The following is a 21,523-nucleotide window of genomic DNA, read 5'->3' as shown; positions in this document are numbered from 1 at the left end:
ATATACTTGTAAATGGGGGATTTACCATATAAGAACATTAATACTTAATTGGAAGGAGAATGAAAAATGAACAATAATACTGAAACCGTTGAAAATAAAGTAGAGGATAAACTAAATGAAATGAGTCAAGAGAAGAAAGACAACATCCTTTCTAGTTTTAACGAATTTAAAAGTTATTTAGGAGATAAAGTCACAAAAGGTGAGAAACTAGGGTTAAATGATAATCAATTAGCTCTAGCAGCTAAAAAAATAGCTGATTATCTCGCAACACATGAGGAGCCACAAAATGAAGAGCAATACTTGTTACATGAGTTATGGAAAGTTGGAAACGAGGAAGAACAACATCATCTTGCTCATATGCTTGTTAAATTAGTTAAAGAATAATCTACATCACTTATAGATTGCTTTTTTTCATTATTTATTAGGGATCCAAGTGTATTCAATCAACGTAGCAAAGAGCCACTTGCGTAAAACAAGTGGCTCTTTATATTCGTTATGTGTTAGGTAATATCGTTGCAGAAGCAAGAATAAGCCGAGATTGAAATATATTATCTGCAACCCCTTCTATTGACAACTTAATAAAAATGTATAACTAAAGAAAAGAAATAAAGATCAGTTATTTTCTTCCCTCTTTTTTCTTATAAATAAAGTTTAGAGAAATATAGTATCAGTTATTGGATTCTATTTGGAGATGGAAGAAAAGAATGTAAAAAAACTACATTCTTCCTTTCCAACTTTTTATTTTTCTTCTAAATCAAGGACTGGAACCATACGGTCTTCATCATGTGTTCCTCTCGCATGAACGGTAGCCATACTTGATGTTTCATCTACACTTTTAATCCAAATAGGAACTCCGTGGTAATGAACATTAATTTCCTTGGGTGAAGAAAGAATTTGTTTGGCTCGATTTATTTCCATATTATCACCTCGTTTTTTAGTATGTCCCTGCGATGCATCAATTAAAAGATAAAGCTATATTTCCCCAACAATAATTTGACTACATGTGACATTCAAAATACGTCCCAAGCAATAGAAAGAAGAGGTTTTGAACGTTTATAATTAGGTTAAACATATTGTAACAATTATTTTTTGTTTATTCTGCATATTTAAATTATTCGTTCGTAATGGTACAATAAAATGATGGAAAGAGGATATGATGCTTCTTTCTTAATAAAGGATGAAGAAATATGGATATTAAGGCTCAGCAAACAAAATTGGCGAATAACTTGGGCAAATTGTTACGAGATAACTTTGGAAAAGGCCCCGAGGCTGTTCATGTTACGATTTATGAACCTTATGTTGTTATTTATGTCAGTGGCTTTGTATCGCCGATGGAACAAGTACTGTTAAACCAGAATGAAGAACTTCAAGTGATGACTACAAGAGAGCTTTTGGTAAAGACTCTTGAACCTCAAATCACTGGGCAAATCAAAGGGATTACAGACCTTGACATCCAGCACTTATATTATGATTGGAATTTAGATCATCACTCCGGAATTTTTGTGGGAGTTTGTCTGGACGATTTGAAAGCCGATTTGACTGAGGGTGACCCTTACCCAGGAAAACAAGCAATTCATGATCGAATTATAAAGATGAGTGAAATTGCACAAAAAGGGCCTGAGAAAATCTCTTCATATAAATTAAGCGATCGTACATTGGTCATCGTAAGAGAAGGAATACTGGTGGCTATTGAAAAGCAGCTAATTTCGTTGGGTTTTGATGACACCTTACGCATCTCTAAACGCCCTTTGGAAAAAGGAATCTTACGACAAAACGATGACTATGATGAGATATTAAATGCAGACATTCTTGATATTTTTGTGGATTGGGATTTTGAAAAGGATAATAGTATTATTACGCTTATCCTAAAACCAAAAAATTAATGAGGCAGTAATGAATTGGACACATTGTGCCAAACATAAGCCGAGGAAGAAAAGCTCATACCTTTTCTTTTTCGGCTTATTTTTGTTGTCTAAAAAGAGGAAGTCCTTTTGTAACGGAATAATTCCCTAAAATAGCATCTGAAAATAGGATGTGCCAACAGAAAGGATTTGATCGGTATGGCTGATAATCATGAGATTGTATTGTTTATAAAAGAGCTTCGTCGATTGTTGCAGGATTACCAAAAGTATGACAATGAATTATACAAAGAAGAAATTAGCAAGGATATAATACTTTTAAGTACCATTATCTATGGAAGTAAAATTGGAATTTCAAATAAAAGAAGAATCTTTAAACACAGAAAATACAAAGGTAAACAGAAACCAATCTATTAAAGATATACTAGTATGCCTCGTTTACACTTTGTAAAAAGTGAATTCTTATTACCGAAAATGATCTTATGATGAAGAAGGAGTTTTCATAAAACATCACGAATAGTATACCTTATGAAACTAGAAACTAGGTGCACCATCTATGGATAAAACGAAACTGGAAAAAGAATTAAGTAGTTATATGGGAAGGTTACTTCGTGAAAACTTTGGAAGAGGTCCTGGAGGTGTATTCACCGTCATTTCTCCTCCTTTTATAACCGTTTATTTTAAAGCCTTTTTATTACCTTTAGAAAAGGCTTTGTTAGACAAGGGACAAGTTATCTATGTTCAAAAAACACGTGATTTGTTAATGGAGACTTTAATTGAAGAGATAAAAGGATATATAAAATTGAATATACATGTAGATATTGAGGAATTTTATTATGATTGGAATTTAGATCTGCAGTCTGGCATGTTTATCATGCTCCATTCTGATAAAGAAAATATAATCAATCATTCCTATAAAAATCAGAAATTGCTGCATAAAGAAGTCGAGGAAGTGACTCGAAAAGCAGAAAAATTCCCTCAAGATGTTTCTTCTTATTTATTAGATGAGAGAACACTCCTCATAATCAGGGAAGGTATTATGGTAAATGTAGAGAAAGAATTAGTGCAATTAGGGTTTGAAGAAAACCTTACATTGGCTAAAAGAAATCTTGAAAAAAGGCTGCTTCATGAACATAGTCAATCATTAGAAGTGATTTTAGATTCGAAGGTAACAGATGTACTAGTCGCGTGGGACTTTCATAAAGATAAAAGTACGATTCTTCTGATTTTAAACCCAACTTCATAACGGCACTGATAAGCTAGGCACTGAACTAGATGTAGGCCAAAAAGAAAGGTCATATAACCTTTCTTTTTGGCCTATTGTTTTTTTACTACTATTAAAATAAAGAAAGTGGTGATAATTATGCTATTTCAATCGGATGAAGGAAAGGAACCTTTAACTGTTGAGATACACACTGAAGTGGATATAGTAGAAGCGCGTCAGAAAGGGCGGATGTTCTCTAACTGCTTAGGCTTCAGCACACTTGATCAAGCCCGAATTATTACGACTATTTCAGAATTGTCCAGAAATATATATAAATATGCCACTACGGGAAAAATTATAATGGAAATAATAGAGAATCAACTTGAAATAGGTCTCAAAATAATAGCCATAGATAAAGGACCAGGCATTAAAAATGTCCAAAAAGCGATGGAGAGTGGCTACACAACATCAGGAGGGTTAGGTGTTGGTTTATCAGGTGTAAAAAAATTAATGGACGAATTCACCATATCATCTCAAGAAAACCATGGTGTTAACATCGAGGTTATAAAATGGAAAAAAAGAAATAAGTAAAAGGAGCACAAGTTAAAATGTAAACGTTTATCTACAACAGTAGGTAAAGATTTGTATAGATTCATCAGTAGTTAGACTGAAAAATAGATTTTTTATTAAGCCCTATTAGGGTCAAAAAATTTTAAAAAGGTTAAGAAAGAACTGACTTCCTCTTTACAAAAGACTCCTTTATTGAATAGGAGATAGCTTCTAAAAATATCATCCCCTGATGATCCTGCTCTAGGATACGGTTAAGATATTTCACATGCTTGAGTTGATACCTTCAGCATGTGCTTCTCCTTTATTAACTCTTAGCAGTAGGACAAAAATTTTTCTCCGCAGTAATCACAAGAGGCTTAGAAACATGAGAAAAAGGTGTAGAAAATTAGGAGCTCCTTCCGTTTAATCATTAAATGGAAGGAGCAAACTCTCACGCTAGAGAGCTTGCTCTTTTTATTTCTTAATATAATCCTATCTGACAAAAAAACAGCCTTTTTCAAGTACACCAAAAACATACATTTATGATACATAGATTTTGGTATAATCTCTGGAACATTTCTACCCGTATTAGAGGAGCAATAGAGGGGGGGAGTGTGTAAAGAGGTTCCCCTTCACTTAACTCAGTTATATAAACAAACAATACTCATATACATTTATTGAATGGCTTCTTTAAACTTGTCACGAAATAAAACATAATTCGATAAAGAGTACATAGGAGGAGAAAACATGTTTGTTCATATAGTTCAACCTGGGGATACCCTGTCTTCAATAAGCAGGAGATATGATTATCCCATTGCGCAGCTTAGGAGGGTAAATGGGTTAGAAGAAACAAATATTGTTCCAGGTCAAGCCTTACTTATAGCTTCTTATGTATACACAGTTCAACCTGGGGATACGATGAGGAGTATTGCTAAAAAAGCTTATGTATCCTTAGAACAATTAAAAAGAGCTAATCCTTCAGTCCATTATAATTATTTGCAGGTGGGAATGAAAATAAAAATCCCTAATATATCAGACTATATTGCAGGTACACTGGAGTATTATGCCATTCGAAATCCAGAATTAGATCGCGATTTAATTACTGATTTTGCAACTTATTCCTCGTCCATTTCTATCTTTGAATATCATTTTGGCAGCAATGGAGATATTATGAATGATTTAAACGATTTAGTAGCGATTGAAACGACTTGGAAAAACCGAGTTACACCGTTAGTTACGATTACTAATCTAACTTCTGAAGGATTTAGTTCTGATCTTGCCCATCAAGTTTTAAATAATCCTCAGGCAAGAAACAATCTTGTCGATAATATTTTTTATTTAGTATCTAGAAAAGGATACGGCGGGGTGAATATTGATTTTGAACGTGTAAAGGCCGAGGATAGAGATCTTTTTACAGGATTTTTACTTCAGCTGGGTGAACGTTTAAAACCTGCAGGATACGTGCTGACCATAGCGGTTCCAGCCAAGACAAGCGAAGATATCCCTTGGTTAAAAGGATATGATTACGGGGGAATAGGTGCCGTTGTTAACTATATGTTCATTATGGCATATGATTGGCATCATGCAGGCAGCGAACCAGGGCCTGTTGCACCTATCACTGAAGTACAAAGAACAATAGAATTTGCGATAAAAAGTGTTCCGCGAAGAAAACTTATCATCGGAGTCCCGTTATATGGATATAACTGGTCAATTCCTTACAAGCCTGGCACAGTAGCATCTGCTATATCCAATCAAAATGCGATTAAAACAGCGATGAGATATCAGTCGCCCATACAATATTCTAAGGAGTATAAATCCCCCTTTTTTCAGTATAGAGATCAAGCGGGGCAGATGCATGAAGTATGGTTTGAAGATGTCAGAAGTATGAGTGAAAAAATGGTGTTAGTTCGTCAATTCGGCTTGCAAGCAATAGGAGCTTGGCAATTAACGCTTGGGTTTACGCCGGGACCTTGGCTTTTAAAGAAATTTTTTACTATTAGAACGGTATAAATAGTATTAGTTATTATGGATTAATCTAGAAAATTTCATGTATAGTAACTTATAAGAAGTTGGAGGTACTGCCATGGCAAAAAGGATAGATGTCTCAATAAAGCAGCATAAATTAAAACTATATGATGGAGCTAAATTGGTAAAGACATATCCTATTGCTGTAGGGAAAATGATTACTCCAACTCCAACTGGAAAATTTAAAATTATTAATAAAGATACTACTCCTCCAGCTGTATTTGGCCCCTTATGGATGGGACTGTCAAAACCTACATATGGAATACACGGGACTAATGATCCAGCTTCTATTGGCAGAGATATGTCACATGGATGTGTCAGAATGGACAATGAAGATATTCTAGAACTTTCCTCTGCAGTTCCCATTGGAACCCCGGTTTATATACATAAATAATAGTTTAAGAAGAGCACGACTGTTTACATTTAGCTAATTGTCGAGAGTGAGGGTATCAAAGTTTAAGTAGATGCTATACAATCATGGGGTTTTTTTATGTAATAACAAAAAAGTACCCCGATTAACAGAGGTACTTTTAGCATTTAAACTTATTTTGATGCTGGAGACGTAGTAACTTCTGGAGACGTTACTTTGTCATAAAAATCTACGAATTTGTCACGATCTTCGCTATCACGGTAAGCCATAGCAACACGTGGATGTTCATTCAGCACACCAGAAATCATGTAAGGAATGATATAGCCCCATTCCCACTTTTGACGCATTTCAAGCATATGCTTTTCAATTACGCCAAGAATCGGCTTCATCTCATAGCTTGGTTTTGGTATGTAGCTAACAAGCAACTCTGTGTTACAGTTACCAGCTGCACGGCCCATACCATAAACAGATGAATCAAGGAATGTAACTCCATTACGCATCGCAGTTAATGTATTAGCAAAAGCTAGCTGCATATTGTTATGGGTATGGATCCCAAGCTGTTTGCTAGGAATCATTGCTTGGAACTTTTTCACTTGATGCTCAATATCCGCAGGGTCTAGGCTTCCAAAGGAGTCAACAATATATACAACATCTACGGGGCTTTTCTTTACCATTTCAAATGCTTCAATAAGCTGATTTTCCGGTACGCTAGATAGTGCCATAATGTTAAGTGAAGTCTCATAGCCTAAATCGTGAAACATTTTTATAAGCTCTAAACCTTTATCTACTTCGCGAATATAGCATGCCACTCGAATCATATCTAACATACTTTGTTCACGCGGCAGAATGTCATTTGGATCTACACGCCCAATATCTACTAAGGCAGATAGCTTCGTGAACTTTTTCTCAGGAATAATTTCTTTGAGAAAGTTGTCGTCAAGAAATCTCCATGGATTGGGCTCAGTTGCTTGAAGAAGCTTAGGTGAATTTTTATAACCGATCTCCATGTATTCAACGCCGGCTGCGCTTAGGCCGTTATATAAGTCTTGCACAAATTCAACGCTAAAATCCCAATTATTAATTAAACCTCCGTCACGAATGGTACAGTCTATAATTTTGCTATTATGTCCCATGGTAGTTGTTTCCTCCTATGTATTCTATTTATATAAATATTGTTTTAAACTTTATCGCTTTTATGCTTTTAAGTGCTAAACTCTCCTATTGTGTTTATACCATGACTGTTTCAGAGGCGTCAATGTATTTTCTAAATGTTTCTCTGCTTTACTGTATTTCATGGTAGGAGATGCTTCGGCTTTTTATCCGCTTGATGCTCTTAAAACAACACCAAGTTCAGCACTACAACCCCTAGTATATACAAACACAACCTTTATTACATCACTACTTACTGCAATAAAGGTTGTTTTTTAATTGAAACCGTTTATTAAGGAGAGAACTGCCATTAGTATCTAGGTTATAGGTTTAGATTTCTCTATAATTAATCCATAAATTTGGGAAGAGATTAAAACCTGAGAAATAAGAGACTTTTTTCACATTAACAGTTGTATAGGAAATATTAGCTGTTATTTAATCATTTTAATTTACTTGTCTTTACATCGTCCAAAACGTAAGAAATGATAAGAGTATAGAGGTAATAAACATCGCAATCAACGGCTTCAATGCTTTTGTTCGAAGAGCCTTCATGCTTACATTTAAACCTAACCCGACCATAGCCATTGTTAAAAGAAAGGTAGTTAGAGTTGAAATATTATTCATGATCGTTTTAGGTACTATAAGGTGCTTACCAACGACATAACTCCCAAAAATACTCATGATGATAAAACCTATTAAAAACCAAGGGAATTCAATCTTCGTATCCTTTTCCATTTTTCCTGTTCGCTTCATCCAGTACATTAAGATAAAGCTTAATGGCACAAGTAAGAGCACTCTGCCTAACTTAGCCAACAGGCCAATAGCTAGGGCGTCGCGTCCAGCCGGTGCTGCCGCTAGAGCTACATGGGCAATTTCATGAAGGCCTACGCCTGACCAAATTCCATATTGAATATTCGTTAAATGTATATAAGGTCTTAAAATGGTATATCCAATCGCAAATAGGGTTCCCACTAAAGCAATAACACCAGCTCCGATAGCTGTATCTTCTTCTTTTGCTTTTATAATCGGAGAAACAGCTGCGATAGCTGCAGCACCGCATATTCCTGTTCCTATCCCTAAAAGAAGGGATAAACCGCTATCAGCCTTCATCCATTTGGCTAGAAAAACCGTTAAAACAATCGCAAATAAAGCCGTTCCCACATCGCGAAGCAACAATCCTAACCCATGATGAATAACAACATCAATATTAAGCTTCAGTCCATATAAAACAATCGCATAGCGTAACAGCTTTTTAGAAGAAAATTCAATTCCAGATCTTATTTTTTCAGGGTACCCCCAAATTTGACGATAAATGACTGCCATTATAATTGAACAGGCTAGTGGACCGATATGATTAAACCCCGGGACTTTCGCTAAGCCATAAGCAAGTAAAGCAAAAAGAAAAGTAAAAGCAACTCCTCTAGCCGATACAGAACCAGTAGGTGACGTCCAGATATTTGTTCGTGAGAATAGATTTTGCTTTTGAGCTCTATTTATATTTATCATGCATTTCATCCCCAATATAGATTCTTATCAAGTAAAGCGTCACATAAGAAATATGTACTTTAACTATAAAAGACAGTTTATTATTAGTAAAATATAGATAAATCATGATTATGATTAAAAATATTAATAAACTAAACAAAAAAAGAGCAAGTTGATCTTCAGAGTTACTGAAAATCAACTTGCTCCTTTTGTACGTTTTTATCCTTTAATTCTTTAAAAAATAATCCATACAAAAATATATGTGCTTATGAGAGAGAGACAGCCTTACTAGTTGCTAAGCCTTTTTTGCGTCTATACCATAGCAGGATCAAACTGCCTAGCACGCAAAGGAAAGAAACTAGCTGAGCTATTCTGATATGAGAAGTTAGCATTAAGCTATCCGTACGTAATCCCTCTACAAAAAATCGTCCTATCGAATACCATAGCAGGTAAGTAAGAAAGACTTCTCCTCTTTTTAACAAGGATTTTCTTAGTACGATCAGGACAAGAACACCTATTATGTTCCAAAGTGATTCATAGAGGAATGTAGGATGATAATAAGTTCCATTGATATACATTTGATTAACAATAAAATCTGGTAAATGTAAAGTTTCTAAAAAATGACGTGTAACAGGTCCGCCATGTGCTTCTTGATTCATAAAGTTTCCCCACCGGCCAATAGCTTGGCCTAATAATAAGCTAGGAGCTAAAACATCAGCCATTTTCCAAAAAGAAAGATTCTTTTTTCTGCAAAACCATATAGCTGTTAATACAGATCCAATAATTCCACCGTGAATAGCTATGCCTCCATGCCAAATTGCTATAATTTCGCCTGGGTGGTCTTTATAATAACTCCATTCAAAAAGTACGTAGTAAATTCGAGCAGTAACGATAGCAATTGGTAGTGCTAGCAGAAGTAAATCAGAGATGGTTTCGGAAGAGATACCTCGTTTCTTTCCTTCTTTCGAGGCTAACAAAAAGCCTAAGAAAGCTCCTATTCCTATGATAATTCCATACCAATGGACTTCAAGTGGACCAAGGTGGAAGGCGATAGGGTTTAAAGGTTGTGTATGCTGGTTCATGTTTTTTCTCCTTTACTTCATATCGGTTTTCTTACATTTTTTTAGAGTAGTATTAAATTAGAGTGCTTTTTTAGTATATCTAATTAGATAAAGAAAGGACAACTTTTGCTTACGAACGGCCACTATTTCTTTGCCTACTTTAGTGTAACAGAATAGTCAAAATTAAAATAAACAGTATATTGACTTAATTACCAAAATATACTATCATTTTAGACAATATATTGTCTAAAATGGAGAGTGGATATGGATATTTATAGAGAGCTTTTTTTAATGCAGCAAACTTACGCTACTTTATTTTCTCTGGCAAATAAAATCCAAGTAAAGGGTGATAAATCTCTTGAACTTTTAACTTCAAGACAGCATATGGCGATGGTGGCAATTGCTCATTTACCTGAAGATGAAACAACGTTAAATAATATTGCTAGAAAATTAGGAACTACAAAACAAAGCGTCAAACAGTTAATTACCATTATGGAAAAGAAAGGTTATGTTGACGTAATTCCTAGCAGTAAAGACAAGCGTGCAGTTAACGTAAAAATTACAAAAGCGGGAAAAGAGGCACTGCTTGTTGTTTCAGAAAAAGGAATTTTCTTTTTGGAAGACCTTTTTAAAAAATTTTCAACCGAAGAGTTGGAAATAATGTGGAAGCTTTTAAAGAAACTTTATAGCTTTGATGGGGAAGAACATGACGGATTTGAAGAAGAAGGCAACATCAAAATGGATGGTGATCACAATGAATTACAGTTGAGAGTAATAAGGGAGCTTGAAAGTCGAAGGGTTCAAGCAATTGACAATATGAGAAAGAATAAAAAAAAAAACTCGATAGGCTAATCTAACTTAAAGCATATCGATCAATCCTTTTAACAATTTTTTAAATAAAGGATAAGGGAGAGCACTCATTATGTTCGAAATCAGCGATGAAACATTACGGTTAATTAATAAAACCTGTAAAGGAAAAAAATACTTGAAACTAACCGTTGGCTACTTAACGGACAATCAGTCTATTATAAAAGTCTATAACGAAAGCGGTGAAATTGACTCATCAAAAAAATATCATTATGAAATTGGTTCTATTACCAAGACTTTCACTGTATCGCTGCTATCAAAATACATATCTGAAAACAAGTTGACACTAAACGATTCTATACAAAAATACATAAGAGAACTTAAAGAAGACACGTATTATCCTACATTGCTCCGCCTCGCTACTCACTCTTCTGGATATTCAGGAAGCTTACCTTTAAATAAACGGGAATATTTTAAAATAATTTTAGGTTTGATTTTTGGCGGAAGTGATTTTAACAAAAATAATCCGCTGCATATGGATTTTAACAAAATGAAAATGCTAATTGAAAGAACTAAATTGAAAGAAGTAGATTATTCGTGGAAATATTCTAATTTCGGTATTTCACTTATTGGGTATGTGTTAGGAACTATCTCAGGCAAAGGATATTGGGATACTATGAATGACTTTTTTCATAATGAGCTTGGACTAAAGGAGACTTGTTTAGGCAGCTCAAATAATAATTTACAGGGTTATGACCGCAAAAATAATGATTGCGGCAACTGGCAGTGGGACAAAGAAAACTTTATATCACCTGCGGGTGCAGTATCCTCAACCGCTGACGATTTACTTAAATACGCAAAAATAAATATGGACGAAGATAAACCATATCTGTCTTTTTGTCATAAAAAACACGGTAATGGAACAAAGAAGTTTGATATGGGTCTTGGATGGTTGCTTTTAAAGAAAAACAATAACGTGATGTTGCACGGCGGTGGAACAGGATGCTTCAGCTCATTTTTAGGAATTGATAAGGAAAAGAAAGTTGCGTCCGTCGTTTTAGCTAATTATAAACTAGAGAGAAATAATGATGAACATATAGGAATGTCTTTATTAGGAAGCCTGCAAAAGCCAAAAGATATATAAGAATAGTCTACAAAAAAATGAAGAAAATTAGTCTATTACAGTTCACCTTAACCCTTTAATTTCAATTAATTGAGAGATTATCACCAATATACCGACTTTCAAGAAGCTTAGATACCACTTCTTTTTTTGATAAAACCGTGCTATTATCATTAAGGTTTGTAAGGAACAGAAGATTTTTGTCTTTCCATACATTCTTTTGGTATAGTGTTAGAAATAAGGAGTGGGTAAGTTGGTTTTTACTGAATTTTTCCAGCAGTTTCCCGTAAAGGTTTTAACGGTAGGGCTGCTGATTGTACTTATCGTTTATTTTATTCGCAAATTCATTAAGCTTTTCTTTGATAAAACGAGCTTTTTAGATGAAAAACGAGAAGAGACGCTCATGCACTTTTCTAATCAAGTCACAAGAGTATTGGGGCTGGCTTTTTTCTTTATTTATGTGCTTAGCCATTTCTTTGACTTCGGAAAGATTCTCACTAGTTCGGTAGTGTTGGCCAGTGCCCTGGCAATAATCCTCCAGCATATCATCCGTGATTATATAATGGGACTGACTTACTTGTTTGAACGCCAGATCCACCATGGAGATTATGTTATTCTCAACGGAAACCGTCAAGGGAAAATAGAAGAAATTACTATGCGCTACTTAAAGATTCGCCAGTATGACGGCTACCTCTATACCGTCTCATATAGCAACATTACAGAACTTCAGAACGGAACCCGAGGAAGACGCCGGGTAAATGAAAGTCTTATTCTCAACTATAGACAAAACCCGGACGATGCTTTCAAAGTAATGGAGCAGGTAGCACAAACATGTAACGAGAAATATGGCCAATATTTGCTGAAAGATGTGAATGGAATTCCTATAGAAAGTTTTCAATTCAATCAAATTACTGAACTGAACGTAGGTTTTAAAGGTCACCAATATTCATTATCAGGCCTTGTGAAGGAAGCTGATTTTGTAGAAGCGGGTCAAAAGGTGCGATATGAACTCGCAATGGCTGCCTACAAAAATGACCTTATGATGGCTGAAAGCTTCGAGACAAGCCATTAAAAATAAAACTCATACCCTGTTTATATACAAGCTTTTATATTTAAGGCACAAACACCCTTTTAATTTTTAAAAAGGGTGTTTTTTATTTTAAAAAATATCTATTAAGTACTTCTCCAGTACAGATTAATTATCTGAAACAGAAAAAATTATTTAGTATATCTAAATTATTCTTCTAGCAACATGGTAAAATTAAACAAAACACTCAAAAGGTAAAGGGGAATTAACTATGGCGCAAAAATCTAATTATACAAAAATCAACTCCGAAATGTGGGATGAATGGGCTTCAGCTGGAGGAGAATGGTCATTAGCTATTAATCATCAAGATTTTGTAGATGCAACTCAAGGTAATTTTGATATCTACTTAACACCTTGTAAGCCTGTTCCGCATAACTGGTTTATTCCATTTAAAAAAGCAAAAATATTGGGGCTTGCTAGCGGAGGAGGACAGCAATGCCCAGTCTTTGCAGCACAACATGCGGAAGTTACGGTTTTTGACTACTCTGATAAGCAATTAGAATTAGAAAAAATGGTGTCCACTAGAGAAGGCTATTCTATTGAATTAGTTAAAGGGGATATGAGCAAGATATTTCCTTTTGAAGATGAGACGTTCGATATGATTTTTAACCCTGTATCAAACTGCTATATTCAAGATGTTGAACACGTTTGGCAAGAATGTTTTAGAGTTCTAAAAAAAGGTGGCGTTCTGCTATCTGGCTTTGCAAATCCTGCTCTTTATTTATTTGGAGAAGATGAAAAAGCATTACAAGTAGTTAATAAATTACCTTATGATGGAACTAAAAACACCGTAGAAAATGATGAAGAACTTATAAAAAATGGGGGTGTGCAGTTTAGCCATTCATTAGAAACTCAAATTGGCGGACAACTAAAAGCTGGATTCACCTTACAAGACCTTTATGAAGATCATCATCACAAGGGAAAAATCACTGAATATATGCCTTGTTATATTGCAACTAAATCCATTAAATAATAGTTCGTTATCATGTTGAATGAGCTATCTCAACTTTTTCAATCGAATAAATTAGAAAATACATTTCAATCGAGTCAACGTAGATCTCAACTTTAGAATCCATCAAGATTAAGAGGGAAGAGGTTGTAACTAAAATAGAAAATGGTGTTATTAAACCTAATGTATCTGATAGTCCATCACTTATTCAATTACCTAAAGAGTATACTCAATTGTCTAAAGGCGGGGGCGACATCGCACTAGAAACAAAAGGAAAGGCTAAATTAATTCTTTTCTTTACATATCGTGGGATGCTAGACAATTTTTCCAGATTTGTATATAACCCAAACGATCATAAACCTTCAAAAAGCGATTTTAACGGGGATTTTAAACAAATAAAAAAAGTACGTAAAAACTGGTATTATGTATCTTCTTATTAAAAATAGGGGCTTTAAATTATAATTCAAAGTCCTTATTTTTTAAGGCTGCCGACAGCTCTAATTATGATAACTAAGATTGTATATCTTATCTACTATTAAAAAGCACCTACTATTTTGATGGCAGGTGCTTCTTGTTACTTATTACTTTTTATTTTTTGTTTGTAAATATTCTTTTTGAAACATACACATTCTTATAGCGTTATGATAGCTTCCATCAACAAAAAATTCATCTTTTAACTCGCCTTCAATAGAAAAACCAACCTTCTTATAGATATGAATAGCTTTTTCATTTTCCTTGTCTACAATTAAGTAAAGTTTATGCATATTTAATACCGAAAAGGCATAATTCATTGCTAGGTTTGTGGCAACCATGGCGTAACCATGACCTTGATATGTAGGGTCAATGATAATTTGAAACTCTGCTCTACGATGAATATAATCAATTTCGACTAATTCCACTAATCCAAGCATATCCCCGTCCTTTTCAAGTATGAAACGACGCTCACCTTGATCGTGAATATGTTTATCATATAAATCCTGTAGCTCTACAAAAGCTTCATAAGGCTCTTCAAACCAATAAGACATAATGTTTGCATCATTATTGAGTTCATGGACAAATTTTAAATCTTCTCTTTCCAAAGGACGTAACTTAAGTTCCTTATTCATTTCTAAAACCTCCACATTCTAGCATTACTTTAGCATTTTCTGTTTTAAATGTAAAAATTGCTGTAGTTTTAAAAAATAACAAGACATAGTGCGATGTTTTACATGCTTATCTAAAGAGCCATAGTATAATTTAAAAATCTTGCAAGTGAAATTCATTAACTTTAAGGAGGATCTTATGAAAAAAGCAGTTGGTATTCTTCTTATTTTACTATGCTGTATAAACCAAAGGGTTGAGGCAGCTATTCAGCCTTCAGCAGCTCCTATAATACATTATGAAATTTATGTTTCTCCTACAGGGGATGACAAAAACCTGGGTACTAAAAGCAAACCTTTTAGAACATTAAGAAAGGCAAGTAAAGTAGCTCAGCCCGGAACTACGGTTTACATCAGAGGCGGTATCTATTATGAACAATTAATTATTAGCCGTTCAGGTACTAAACAAGAGCCTATTATTTTCAGGAACTATAAAAGTGAAAAGCCCCTTATTAGTGGAGAAAAAATAAAAAGCCGTTCTACAGATGGAGGGCTAGTTAGCATAAAAAATAAGAGCTACATAACAATTCAAGGTTTGAATATAGGTCATTTTTCTACTTCAACGGAACAAAATACACCATGTGGTATTTTAGTAGAGGGAAGTGGAAAGAACCTTCGAATCATTAATAACCATATTTTCGATATTAAGACTGCACATAAAAATGGAAACGCTCATGGAATAGCTTTTTATGGATCTAAAGCGCCGCGTTCATTACAAAACATTGAGATATCGGAAAACCTACTTGAAAACCTAACCTTAGGTTTTAGTGAAGCGCTGACTCTAAATGGGAATGTTAAAGATTTTATCGTCAATGCCAATACAATTCGAAACGTTGATAATATTGGGATTGACGTAATTGGCTTTGAAAAAGTAGCTCCTATTGAGAAATATGACCGAGCCCGTGAAGGACTCATTAGTGAAAACCATATTTACAACGTCAGCAGTTATTCAAACCCTGCTTACAAACATGAATACTCCGCTGGTGGAATCTACGTAGACGGAGGAAAAGATGTTATTATTGAGCATAACGTTTCAAGTCATAACGATCTAGGAGTAGAAATCGCAAGTGAACACTATGGTAAACAAACTAGCAATGTTCAAGTCATACGGAATATGATTTATAAGAATCGTTTTACAGGAATTTCAATTGGAGGCTATGATAAAAAACGTGGAGGGACGATAAATACTCTTATTGAACATAATATTTTATATAGAAATGATACGATGAACATGGATGGTGGCCAATTACTGATGCAATATCATGCAACTCATAACACTATCAACAATAATGTTATGGTTTCAGTAAAATCTAATTTGCTTCTGGCCAATCTTCATTACTCAAATAAATATAATCAACTTAATCATAATGTGTACCTAAATAAAAGTAGAGATAAAGCGAATCGATGGATATGGAAGGGGAAAGAAATAGAAAGTTCTACTATCATATCACCTAGGCTTTTTTAATAAGAATTTCTTTTTAGAAGATATTCTTTATTTAGTTGCTCGCTGGGATTCTGTTTGAGGCCGGAAAATTATTCACTTCACTATCTGCTGATTATACTTTTTATTTCATTGAAACAAAGAGAAAGGTGCGTTCGTTGTAAATATATCAATGGATTGCAAGAAGATTCATGCTGTTTCTCTATATGAGTAGTGTCTATTTAGGTGCAAATCAATAGCCTTAACATAAAAACACCCCCAATCATTAGAGTTTTTTTATCTAATAATGGGGGGCAGTTCAAGCCGTGGGAAAGGTATTTTATGCTTTTATTGGTTTTCTTTTTCGCTATCGTTATCGTTATTAACATTATCACTATATTTGAAATCAATAATTCTTTTTCTAATTTCTTCTCTAATTTCAGGGTTTTCTTTTAAGAAAATCTTAGCGTTTTCTCGTCCCTGTCCTAAACGCTCCTCATTATATGAAAACCAAGATCCAGACTTTTGAACAATGTCTACTTCAGAGCCGATATCTAAGATTTCTCCTTCTTTTGAGATACCTTCTCCATACATAATATCTACTTCAGCAATGCGGAAAGGAGGTGCCATTTTATTTTTGACTACTTTAATTCTTGTTTTATTACCAACTATGTCATTTCCGAGTTTAAGTTGTTCAGCGCGGCGAACCTCAAGACGAACGGAAGAATAGAATTTTAGTGCTCTTCCACCTGGCGTTGTTTCCGGATTTCCAAACATAACGCCTACTTTCTCCCTGATTTGGTTGATGAAGATGGCAATGGTTTTAGACTTATTGATTGCTCCAGATAGTTTACGAAGAGCTTGAGACATCAAACGAGCTTGTAAGCCTACGTGAGAATCTCCCATTTCTCCTTCAATTTCTTTTTGCGGAACTAATGCTGCTACTGAGTCAACAACAATAATATCTACAGCACCACTTCTAACTAATGCTTCAGCAATTTCAAGTGCCTGTTCACCAGTATCTGGTTGAGATAACAGTAACTCATCAATATCTACACCTAGTTTTCTTGCATAAACTGGATCAAGTGCGTGTTCAGCATCAATAAAGGCAGCTCGACCTCCATTTTTTTGTACTTCTGCAATTGCGTGTAAGGAAACGGTTGTTTTACCTGAACTTTCGGGCCCGTAAACTTCCATAATTCTTCCTTTGGGATAACCATTAATTCCAAGAGCTATATCTAAAGCTAATGAGCCTGAGCTAGATGCCTCAACTTTTGTATGTGTGCCTTCTCCCATTTTAATAATTGATCCTGTACCGAATTGTTTTTCAATTTGTTTTAGAGCCATATCTAGTGCTGCTTTTTTATCATTCATAATTTGAAACCTCCGATTGTTATTACGTTTACAATAAACGCCAAGGTATTTCGATAAAGAATAAGAGTTGGCTCAAATGTTTTTGCTCCGTGCGAGAAAATTTTGTGTTTAACTGTGTTAGTTTATTCTGGTGTTCCTTTATTCATCTCTAAACCCTTAGTATCGAACAAATGTTCCTGTTGTGTAATCATACAATAAACGCATCTAATTGTAAAGGCGAAAGTTTTTCTACAAACTAGCTAAAAGAATATCTTATATTTATAAAAAGTAAGTTTATACTTTTACTTTTATATAAGTAGAATCGATTACAATCTGTATTTTTAAATTTGTATGTATATGAATCTACAAATCTGGTTAGACTAATAACGTATTCCTCATATTCCTAGTTACTATAAAACAGATTTCAGGAAGAAATAAAGCAGTCTACACAAATAGACTGCTTCTTAATTAATTATTTACCTGTTTCAGCAAAACGCTGAATACGTTCAGCGATTTCATCACGTACACGCTGGAAAAACGCCCATTTTTCTTCTTCTGTTCCTTCAGCTTTTGCTGGGTCATCAAATCCCCAGTGTTCACGCTTCACATGGGGAGGCGTTACTGGGCAGTGATCTGCTGCATGGCCACATAATGTAACGACCAAATCCGCATTATTTAAAATTTCAGGATCAATGACATCAGATGTTTGATTTGAAATATCAACACCAGCTTCTTTCATTGCTTTTACAGCATTGGGATTTAATCCATGAGCTTCTAATCCTGCACTGCGTACATCCCATTCATCGTTATTTAGATATTTTTTTGCCCATCCTTCAGCCATTTGGCTACGGCAAGAGTTACCTGTACATAAGAAATAAAGTGTTTTTTTAGACATGTGTAAAATCTCCTTTATAATATGTTAAGAAATAATTGATAACCAAATATATAAACCAACAAGCGTAACAAACAATGTTGGGATGGTTAAGATGATACCTGTTTTAAAATAGGTTCCCCAAGAAATCTTAACTCCTTTTGTCGAAAGAACGTGGAGCCATAAGAGAGTGGCTAGAGAGCCAATAGGTGTAATTTTTGGTCCTAAGTCCGAACCAATGACATTTGCATAAATCAAGGCTTCTTTAATTGTACCTGTTGCAGAAGTTGCATCAATGGCCAAAGCATCAATCATCACGGTTGGCATATTGTTCATAATTGATGAGAGAATGGCTGCAATGAATCCCATACCAATGGTTGCTGCAAACAATCCATGGTCAGCCGCTGTTTGAATAAGGCTTGCTAATACTTCAGTTAGCCCTACATTACGTAATCCGTAGACAACCACATACATACCAATGGAAAAAAAAACAATTGCCCATGGAGCTCCTGCTAACACTTTTTTAGTGTGAACAGCGGGACTCTTTCTCGCTATTCCTAAGAATAAAATTGCAATAATTCCTGCAATAATTGAAACGCGAACATCGAAAAACTCACCAATAAAGTAACCAAGAACTAAAATGAATAAAACGATTCCTGATAAACGGAACATTTTTTCATCTTTAATAGCCTCAACCGGTTTCTGTAAGTCATCTAAGTTGTATTTCTTAGGAATGCTTTTACGAAAGTACAAATATAAGATAACAATACTTGCCAAAAGTGAGAACAGATCTGGCACAATCATACGTGATGCAAATTCAGAAAAGCGAATACCAAAGAAATCAGCTGATACAATGTTGACCAAGTTACTTACTACAAGAGGTAACGATGTTGTATCTGCAATGAATCCACTGGCGATAATAAAAGGAAAGACCATTTTATCTTCAAATTTCAGTGCTCGTACCATGGCAAGTACAATAGGTGTTAGAATTAAGGCTGCTCCATCATTTGCGAATAATGCGGCTACTACAGCTCCAAGTAGGGATACATACACAAACATGCGAACGCCATTTCCTCCTGCAGCTCGTGCCATATGTAAAGCTGCCCACTCAAAAAATCCAATTTCATCTAAAATTAAGGAAATAATAATAACTGCAATAAACGTTAATGTTGCATTCCATACAATTTGAGTTACATTTAGCACGTCATGGAAATCAACCACACCCGCTAAAAGAGCTAATAATGCGCCTCCGCATGCTGACCAGCCAATAGACAAGTTCTTCGGCTGCCAAATGACAAAAATCAATGTCACTAAGAAAATGAGGGAGGCTACTATAACTGATACCACTTTACAAACCTCCTACTATTAGCAACAATTAATACGTAATCCTTGCTTTTCTAATTCTTTTAATCGTTCATCTTCGCTTGGTAAAGATTCAAGTACATTAAGGACAAACTCATAATAGCTGTTTTCTTTATTTAATGAATAGAAGATCCAATGTCCTTTTCGTCTTTCCTTTACAAGTTCGATGTCTCTCAATTTACGTAAATGTTGACTAATAGCCGGTTGACTTGCTTTATAAATTTCAACTAGCTCACAAACACAGCACTCGTTATTTTGGAGCAGCTTCATCATTGACAATCTTGTCTTATCTCCAAGCAGCTTCAGTATCTGTGCTGCTTTTTCCATTTCTATTTGTGTTTGTACACCCAATCTAACTCACCTCCTTGTTTCCGGATATAATTATATAAGTATTTTATTATATATTCAATAAAAATATACGCTGAAATTAATCAAAAAAAATTGATTAATATCTTGATTTATCTGAATTTTCCAGATATGATGAATACATCAAAAAAAATTGATTTATAAAAGTGAGGGTGAACGCAGTGAGAGTCAACAACTCTGGAAACTTATCTGTTACGTACTTTCGAGCCTATTTTCATTTAGTTATGAATACCCAAGGGATGGACCATAAGGAAGCACAAAACCTAATCTTTCAGCGTTTTTTTCATCAAGATCCTATGCTAAGAGGGGAAACTACATATAGTAACTTTAAAAAAGCTGCTGAAAACTTCGAACTTTAAATCAAAAAAAAGTTGATGAAGGAGAATGACAATGGAAACAGTTAAGGAAGGGAAGCACCCATTTAAACAGTACGAACAAAAATTTAAAGCCCTTGCTGATCAAAAGAGATTAGAAATTATGTATGAGCTCTGCCAGCGAGGACAGACATGCGTATGTGATCTAACTGAATGCTTTGGAATGTCTCAATCTAAACTTTCCTATCATTTAAAGATTTTATTAGAAGCAAACCTCATCACAAAAGAAACGAAAGGGACATGGAGCTATTATGATTTAAATGATAAAGAGGTAAACCACCTGTTATCTGAGGAGCTTTGCTGCTTGTTTAGAAAAGATAAAAGTAAAAGCGGCTCATGCTCGTAATTTACTACATTCAAAATAATATTGTTTATCATGCGAAGGAGGAAGTGTAAATGAAATATGTTCATGTAGGAATTAATGTAACAAATCTAGAGGCGTCCATTGAATTTTATCAAAAGGTATTTGGCGTTCAACCTGTAAAAACGAAAGTAGATTACGCTAAATTCTTAGTAGATGAGCCAGGATTAAATTTCACTTTAAACGTACGGGACGAAGTAAAGGGTAATCAAGTAAATCATTTCGGCTTCCAAATAGAGACGCCTGAAGAAATCCATTCTCATAAATCACGATTAGAAAAAGAGGGCTTCTTTGCTCGTGAAGAGATGGATACGACTTGCTGCTATGCTGTGCAAGATAAGTTTTGGTTAACAGATCCGGACGGAAACGAATGGGAATTCTTTTACACGAAATCTGATAGTAAGATTCATACGACTGAGGATAGCGTTGGATTGAATGAAAAGTCATCTGCAAACAACTCATGTTGTTAATGATTAATTGACTAAAAAGACAGGAAGAAATAGACTCTTTCTGTCTTTTTTATTTAGCATAGAATTAATGATGTTTAGCGGAGTTTTCTTGCTAAGACAGCTAACTGTAAGCAAGAAAACCTCGTAATGCACGTCTTTTAAC

Annotated in this window: 23 protein-coding genes; 14 read left to right on the top strand and 9 right to left on the bottom strand. The window is 34.7% G+C overall.

Annotated elements, in window-relative coordinates; translation table 11 throughout:
* Positions 1 to 66: 66 nt before the first annotated feature.
* The gene (locus MMB68_RS21720; protein WP_014460657.1) at positions 67 to 384 is read left to right on the top strand and encodes a DUF3243 domain-containing protein; all 318 of its coding nucleotides are present in this window, start codon (positions 67 to 69) and stop codon (positions 382 to 384) included.
* A 354-nt stretch (positions 385 to 738) separates the two neighbouring features.
* Here the strand turns inward: MMB68_RS21720 and MMB68_RS21715 are convergent, their stop codons facing one another.
* Positions 739 to 918 (bottom strand): H-type small acid-soluble spore protein, encoded by a 180-nt coding sequence (locus tag MMB68_RS21715; RefSeq protein ID WP_221782479.1) that lies wholly within the window; start codon positions 916 to 918, stop codon positions 739 to 741.
* 269 nt (positions 919 to 1,187) lie between these two features.
* Here MMB68_RS21715 and MMB68_RS21710 point away from each other — a divergent pair, with 269 nt between their 5' ends.
* The 6 genes from MMB68_RS21710 to MMB68_RS21685 all read left to right on the top strand — a co-directional run bounded on the left by MMB68_RS21710 (position 1,188) and on the right by MMB68_RS21685 (position 6,031).
* Positions 1,188 to 1,883 (top strand): Na-translocating system protein MpsC family protein, encoded by a 696-nt coding sequence (locus tag MMB68_RS21710; protein ID WP_014460656.1) that lies wholly within the window; start codon positions 1,188 to 1,190, stop codon positions 1,881 to 1,883.
* A gap of 177 nt (positions 1,884 to 2,060) precedes the next feature.
* The gene (locus MMB68_RS21705; protein ID WP_182421102.1) at positions 2,061 to 2,276 is read left to right on the top strand and encodes a hypothetical protein; all 216 of its coding nucleotides are present in this window, start codon (positions 2,061 to 2,063) and stop codon (positions 2,274 to 2,276) included.
* Between the two features lie 139 nt (positions 2,277 to 2,415).
* A complete protein-coding gene (locus tag MMB68_RS21700; RefSeq protein WP_221782481.1) occupies positions 2,416 to 3,105 on the top strand; it encodes a Na-translocating system protein MpsC family protein in 690 nt (229 codons plus the stop codon).
* A gap of 117 nt (positions 3,106 to 3,222) precedes the next feature.
* Complete coding sequence (locus MMB68_RS21695) at positions 3,223 to 3,654, top strand: ATP-binding protein (protein WP_221782483.1); 432 nt, start codon at positions 3,223 to 3,225, stop codon at positions 3,652 to 3,654.
* Positions 3,655 to 4,359: 705 nt separating this feature from the next.
* The gene (locus MMB68_RS21690; RefSeq protein ID WP_277549326.1) at positions 4,360 to 5,622 is read left to right on the top strand and encodes a glycoside hydrolase family 18 protein; all 1,263 of its coding nucleotides are present in this window, start codon (positions 4,360 to 4,362) and stop codon (positions 5,620 to 5,622) included.
* Positions 5,623 to 5,695: 73 nt separating this feature from the next.
* The gene (locus tag MMB68_RS21685) at positions 5,696 to 6,031 is read left to right on the top strand and encodes a L,D-transpeptidase (protein WP_116740989.1); all 336 of its coding nucleotides are present in this window, start codon (positions 5,696 to 5,698) and stop codon (positions 6,029 to 6,031) included.
* A 149-nt stretch (positions 6,032 to 6,180) separates the two neighbouring features.
* Here MMB68_RS21685 and MMB68_RS21680 read toward each other — a convergent pair whose 3' ends face one another.
* The 3 genes from MMB68_RS21680 to lgt all read right to left on the bottom strand — a co-directional run bounded on the left by MMB68_RS21680 (position 6,181) and on the right by lgt (position 9,723).
* Positions 6,181 to 7,140, bottom strand: a complete 960-nt coding sequence (locus tag MMB68_RS21680) for an aldolase catalytic domain-containing protein (protein WP_033578621.1) — start codon at positions 7,138 to 7,140, stop codon at positions 6,181 to 6,183.
* A gap of 475 nt (positions 7,141 to 7,615) precedes the next feature.
* Complete coding sequence (locus tag MMB68_RS21675) at positions 7,616 to 8,662, bottom strand: YeiH family protein (protein WP_277549325.1); 1,047 nt, start codon at positions 8,660 to 8,662, stop codon at positions 7,616 to 7,618.
* Between the two features lie 245 nt (positions 8,663 to 8,907).
* Positions 8,908 to 9,723 (bottom strand): prolipoprotein diacylglyceryl transferase, encoded by an 816-nt coding sequence (lgt, locus tag MMB68_RS21670; protein WP_277447981.1) that lies wholly within the window; start codon positions 9,721 to 9,723, stop codon positions 8,908 to 8,910.
* 243 nt (positions 9,724 to 9,966) lie between these two features.
* Here lgt and MMB68_RS21665 point away from each other — a divergent pair, with 243 nt between their 5' ends.
* From MMB68_RS21665 to MMB68_RS21650, 4 genes are all read left to right on the top strand, one after another.
* Positions 9,967 to 10,554, top strand: coding sequence for a MarR family winged helix-turn-helix transcriptional regulator (locus tag MMB68_RS21665; RefSeq protein WP_277549324.1), 588 nt, complete (start codon positions 9,967 to 9,969; stop codon positions 10,552 to 10,554).
* Between the two features lie 70 nt (positions 10,555 to 10,624).
* On the top strand, positions 10,625 to 11,653 hold the full coding sequence (locus MMB68_RS21660) for a serine hydrolase domain-containing protein (RefSeq protein ID WP_277549323.1): 1,029 nt from the start codon (positions 10,625 to 10,627) through the stop codon (positions 11,651 to 11,653).
* A 229-nt stretch (positions 11,654 to 11,882) separates the two neighbouring features.
* The gene (locus MMB68_RS21655; protein WP_221782495.1) at positions 11,883 to 12,701 is read left to right on the top strand and encodes a mechanosensitive ion channel family protein; all 819 of its coding nucleotides are present in this window, start codon (positions 11,883 to 11,885) and stop codon (positions 12,699 to 12,701) included.
* Positions 12,702 to 12,927: 226 nt separating this feature from the next.
* Positions 12,928 to 13,689 carry a class I SAM-dependent methyltransferase gene (locus tag MMB68_RS21650; protein WP_269870978.1) on the top strand — a complete coding sequence of 254 codons (762 nt, stop codon included), beginning with the start codon at positions 12,928 to 12,930 and terminating at the stop codon, positions 13,687 to 13,689.
* A gap of 557 nt (positions 13,690 to 14,246) precedes the next feature.
* On the opposite strand, the gene speG is transcribed toward MMB68_RS21650, so the two are convergent.
* Positions 14,247 to 14,771, bottom strand: a complete 525-nt coding sequence (gene speG, locus MMB68_RS21645) for a spermidine N1-acetyltransferase (RefSeq protein ID WP_221782498.1) — start codon at positions 14,769 to 14,771, stop codon at positions 14,247 to 14,249.
* Positions 14,772 to 14,946: 175 nt separating this feature from the next.
* Here speG and MMB68_RS21640 point away from each other — a divergent pair, with 175 nt between their 5' ends.
* Complete coding sequence (locus MMB68_RS21640) at positions 14,947 to 16,269, top strand: DUF1565 domain-containing protein (RefSeq protein ID WP_277549322.1); 1,323 nt, start codon at positions 14,947 to 14,949, stop codon at positions 16,267 to 16,269.
* Between the two features lie 303 nt (positions 16,270 to 16,572).
* On the opposite strand, the gene recA is transcribed toward MMB68_RS21640, so the two are convergent.
* From recA to MMB68_RS21620, 4 genes are all read right to left on the bottom strand, one after another.
* A complete protein-coding gene (gene recA, locus MMB68_RS21635) occupies positions 16,573 to 17,598 on the bottom strand; it encodes a recombinase RecA (protein ID WP_013056446.1) in 1,026 nt (341 codons plus the stop codon).
* Between the two features lie 451 nt (positions 17,599 to 18,049).
* Positions 18,050 to 18,472 carry an arsenate reductase (thioredoxin) gene (gene arsC / locus MMB68_RS21630; RefSeq protein ID WP_013056447.1) on the bottom strand — a complete coding sequence of 141 codons (423 nt, stop codon included), beginning with the start codon at positions 18,470 to 18,472 and terminating at the stop codon, positions 18,050 to 18,052.
* Positions 18,473 to 18,496: 24 nt separating this feature from the next.
* A complete protein-coding gene (locus MMB68_RS21625) occupies positions 18,497 to 19,795 on the bottom strand; it encodes an arsenic transporter (RefSeq protein ID WP_277549321.1) in 1,299 nt (432 codons plus the stop codon).
* Between the two features lie 18 nt (positions 19,796 to 19,813).
* Positions 19,814 to 20,137, bottom strand: coding sequence for an ArsR/SmtB family transcription factor (locus MMB68_RS21620; RefSeq protein WP_481861944.1), 324 nt, complete (start codon positions 20,135 to 20,137; stop codon positions 19,814 to 19,816).
* Between the two features lie 429 nt (positions 20,138 to 20,566).
* Here MMB68_RS21620 and MMB68_RS21615 point away from each other — a divergent pair, with 429 nt between their 5' ends.
* Together MMB68_RS21615 and MMB68_RS21610 are read left to right on the top strand one after the other, a co-directional pair.
* A complete protein-coding gene (locus MMB68_RS21615; protein WP_221782504.1) occupies positions 20,567 to 20,896 on the top strand; it encodes an ArsR/SmtB family transcription factor in 330 nt (109 codons plus the stop codon).
* 50 nt (positions 20,897 to 20,946) lie between these two features.
* Positions 20,947 to 21,381 (top strand): ArsI/CadI family heavy metal resistance metalloenzyme, encoded by a 435-nt coding sequence (locus tag MMB68_RS21610; protein ID WP_277549319.1) that lies wholly within the window; start codon positions 20,947 to 20,949, stop codon positions 21,379 to 21,381.
* The last annotated feature ends 142 nt before the right edge of the window (positions 21,382 to 21,523 follow it).

The organism is Priestia sp. Y58, from assembly GCF_029522095.1.
GTDB classification, from domain to species: domain Bacteria; phylum Bacillota; class Bacilli; order Bacillales; family Bacillaceae_H; genus Priestia; species Priestia megaterium_E.
Note: the sequence above shows the minus strand (reverse complement) of the source record. Positions and strands in the feature narration are given on the sequence as shown.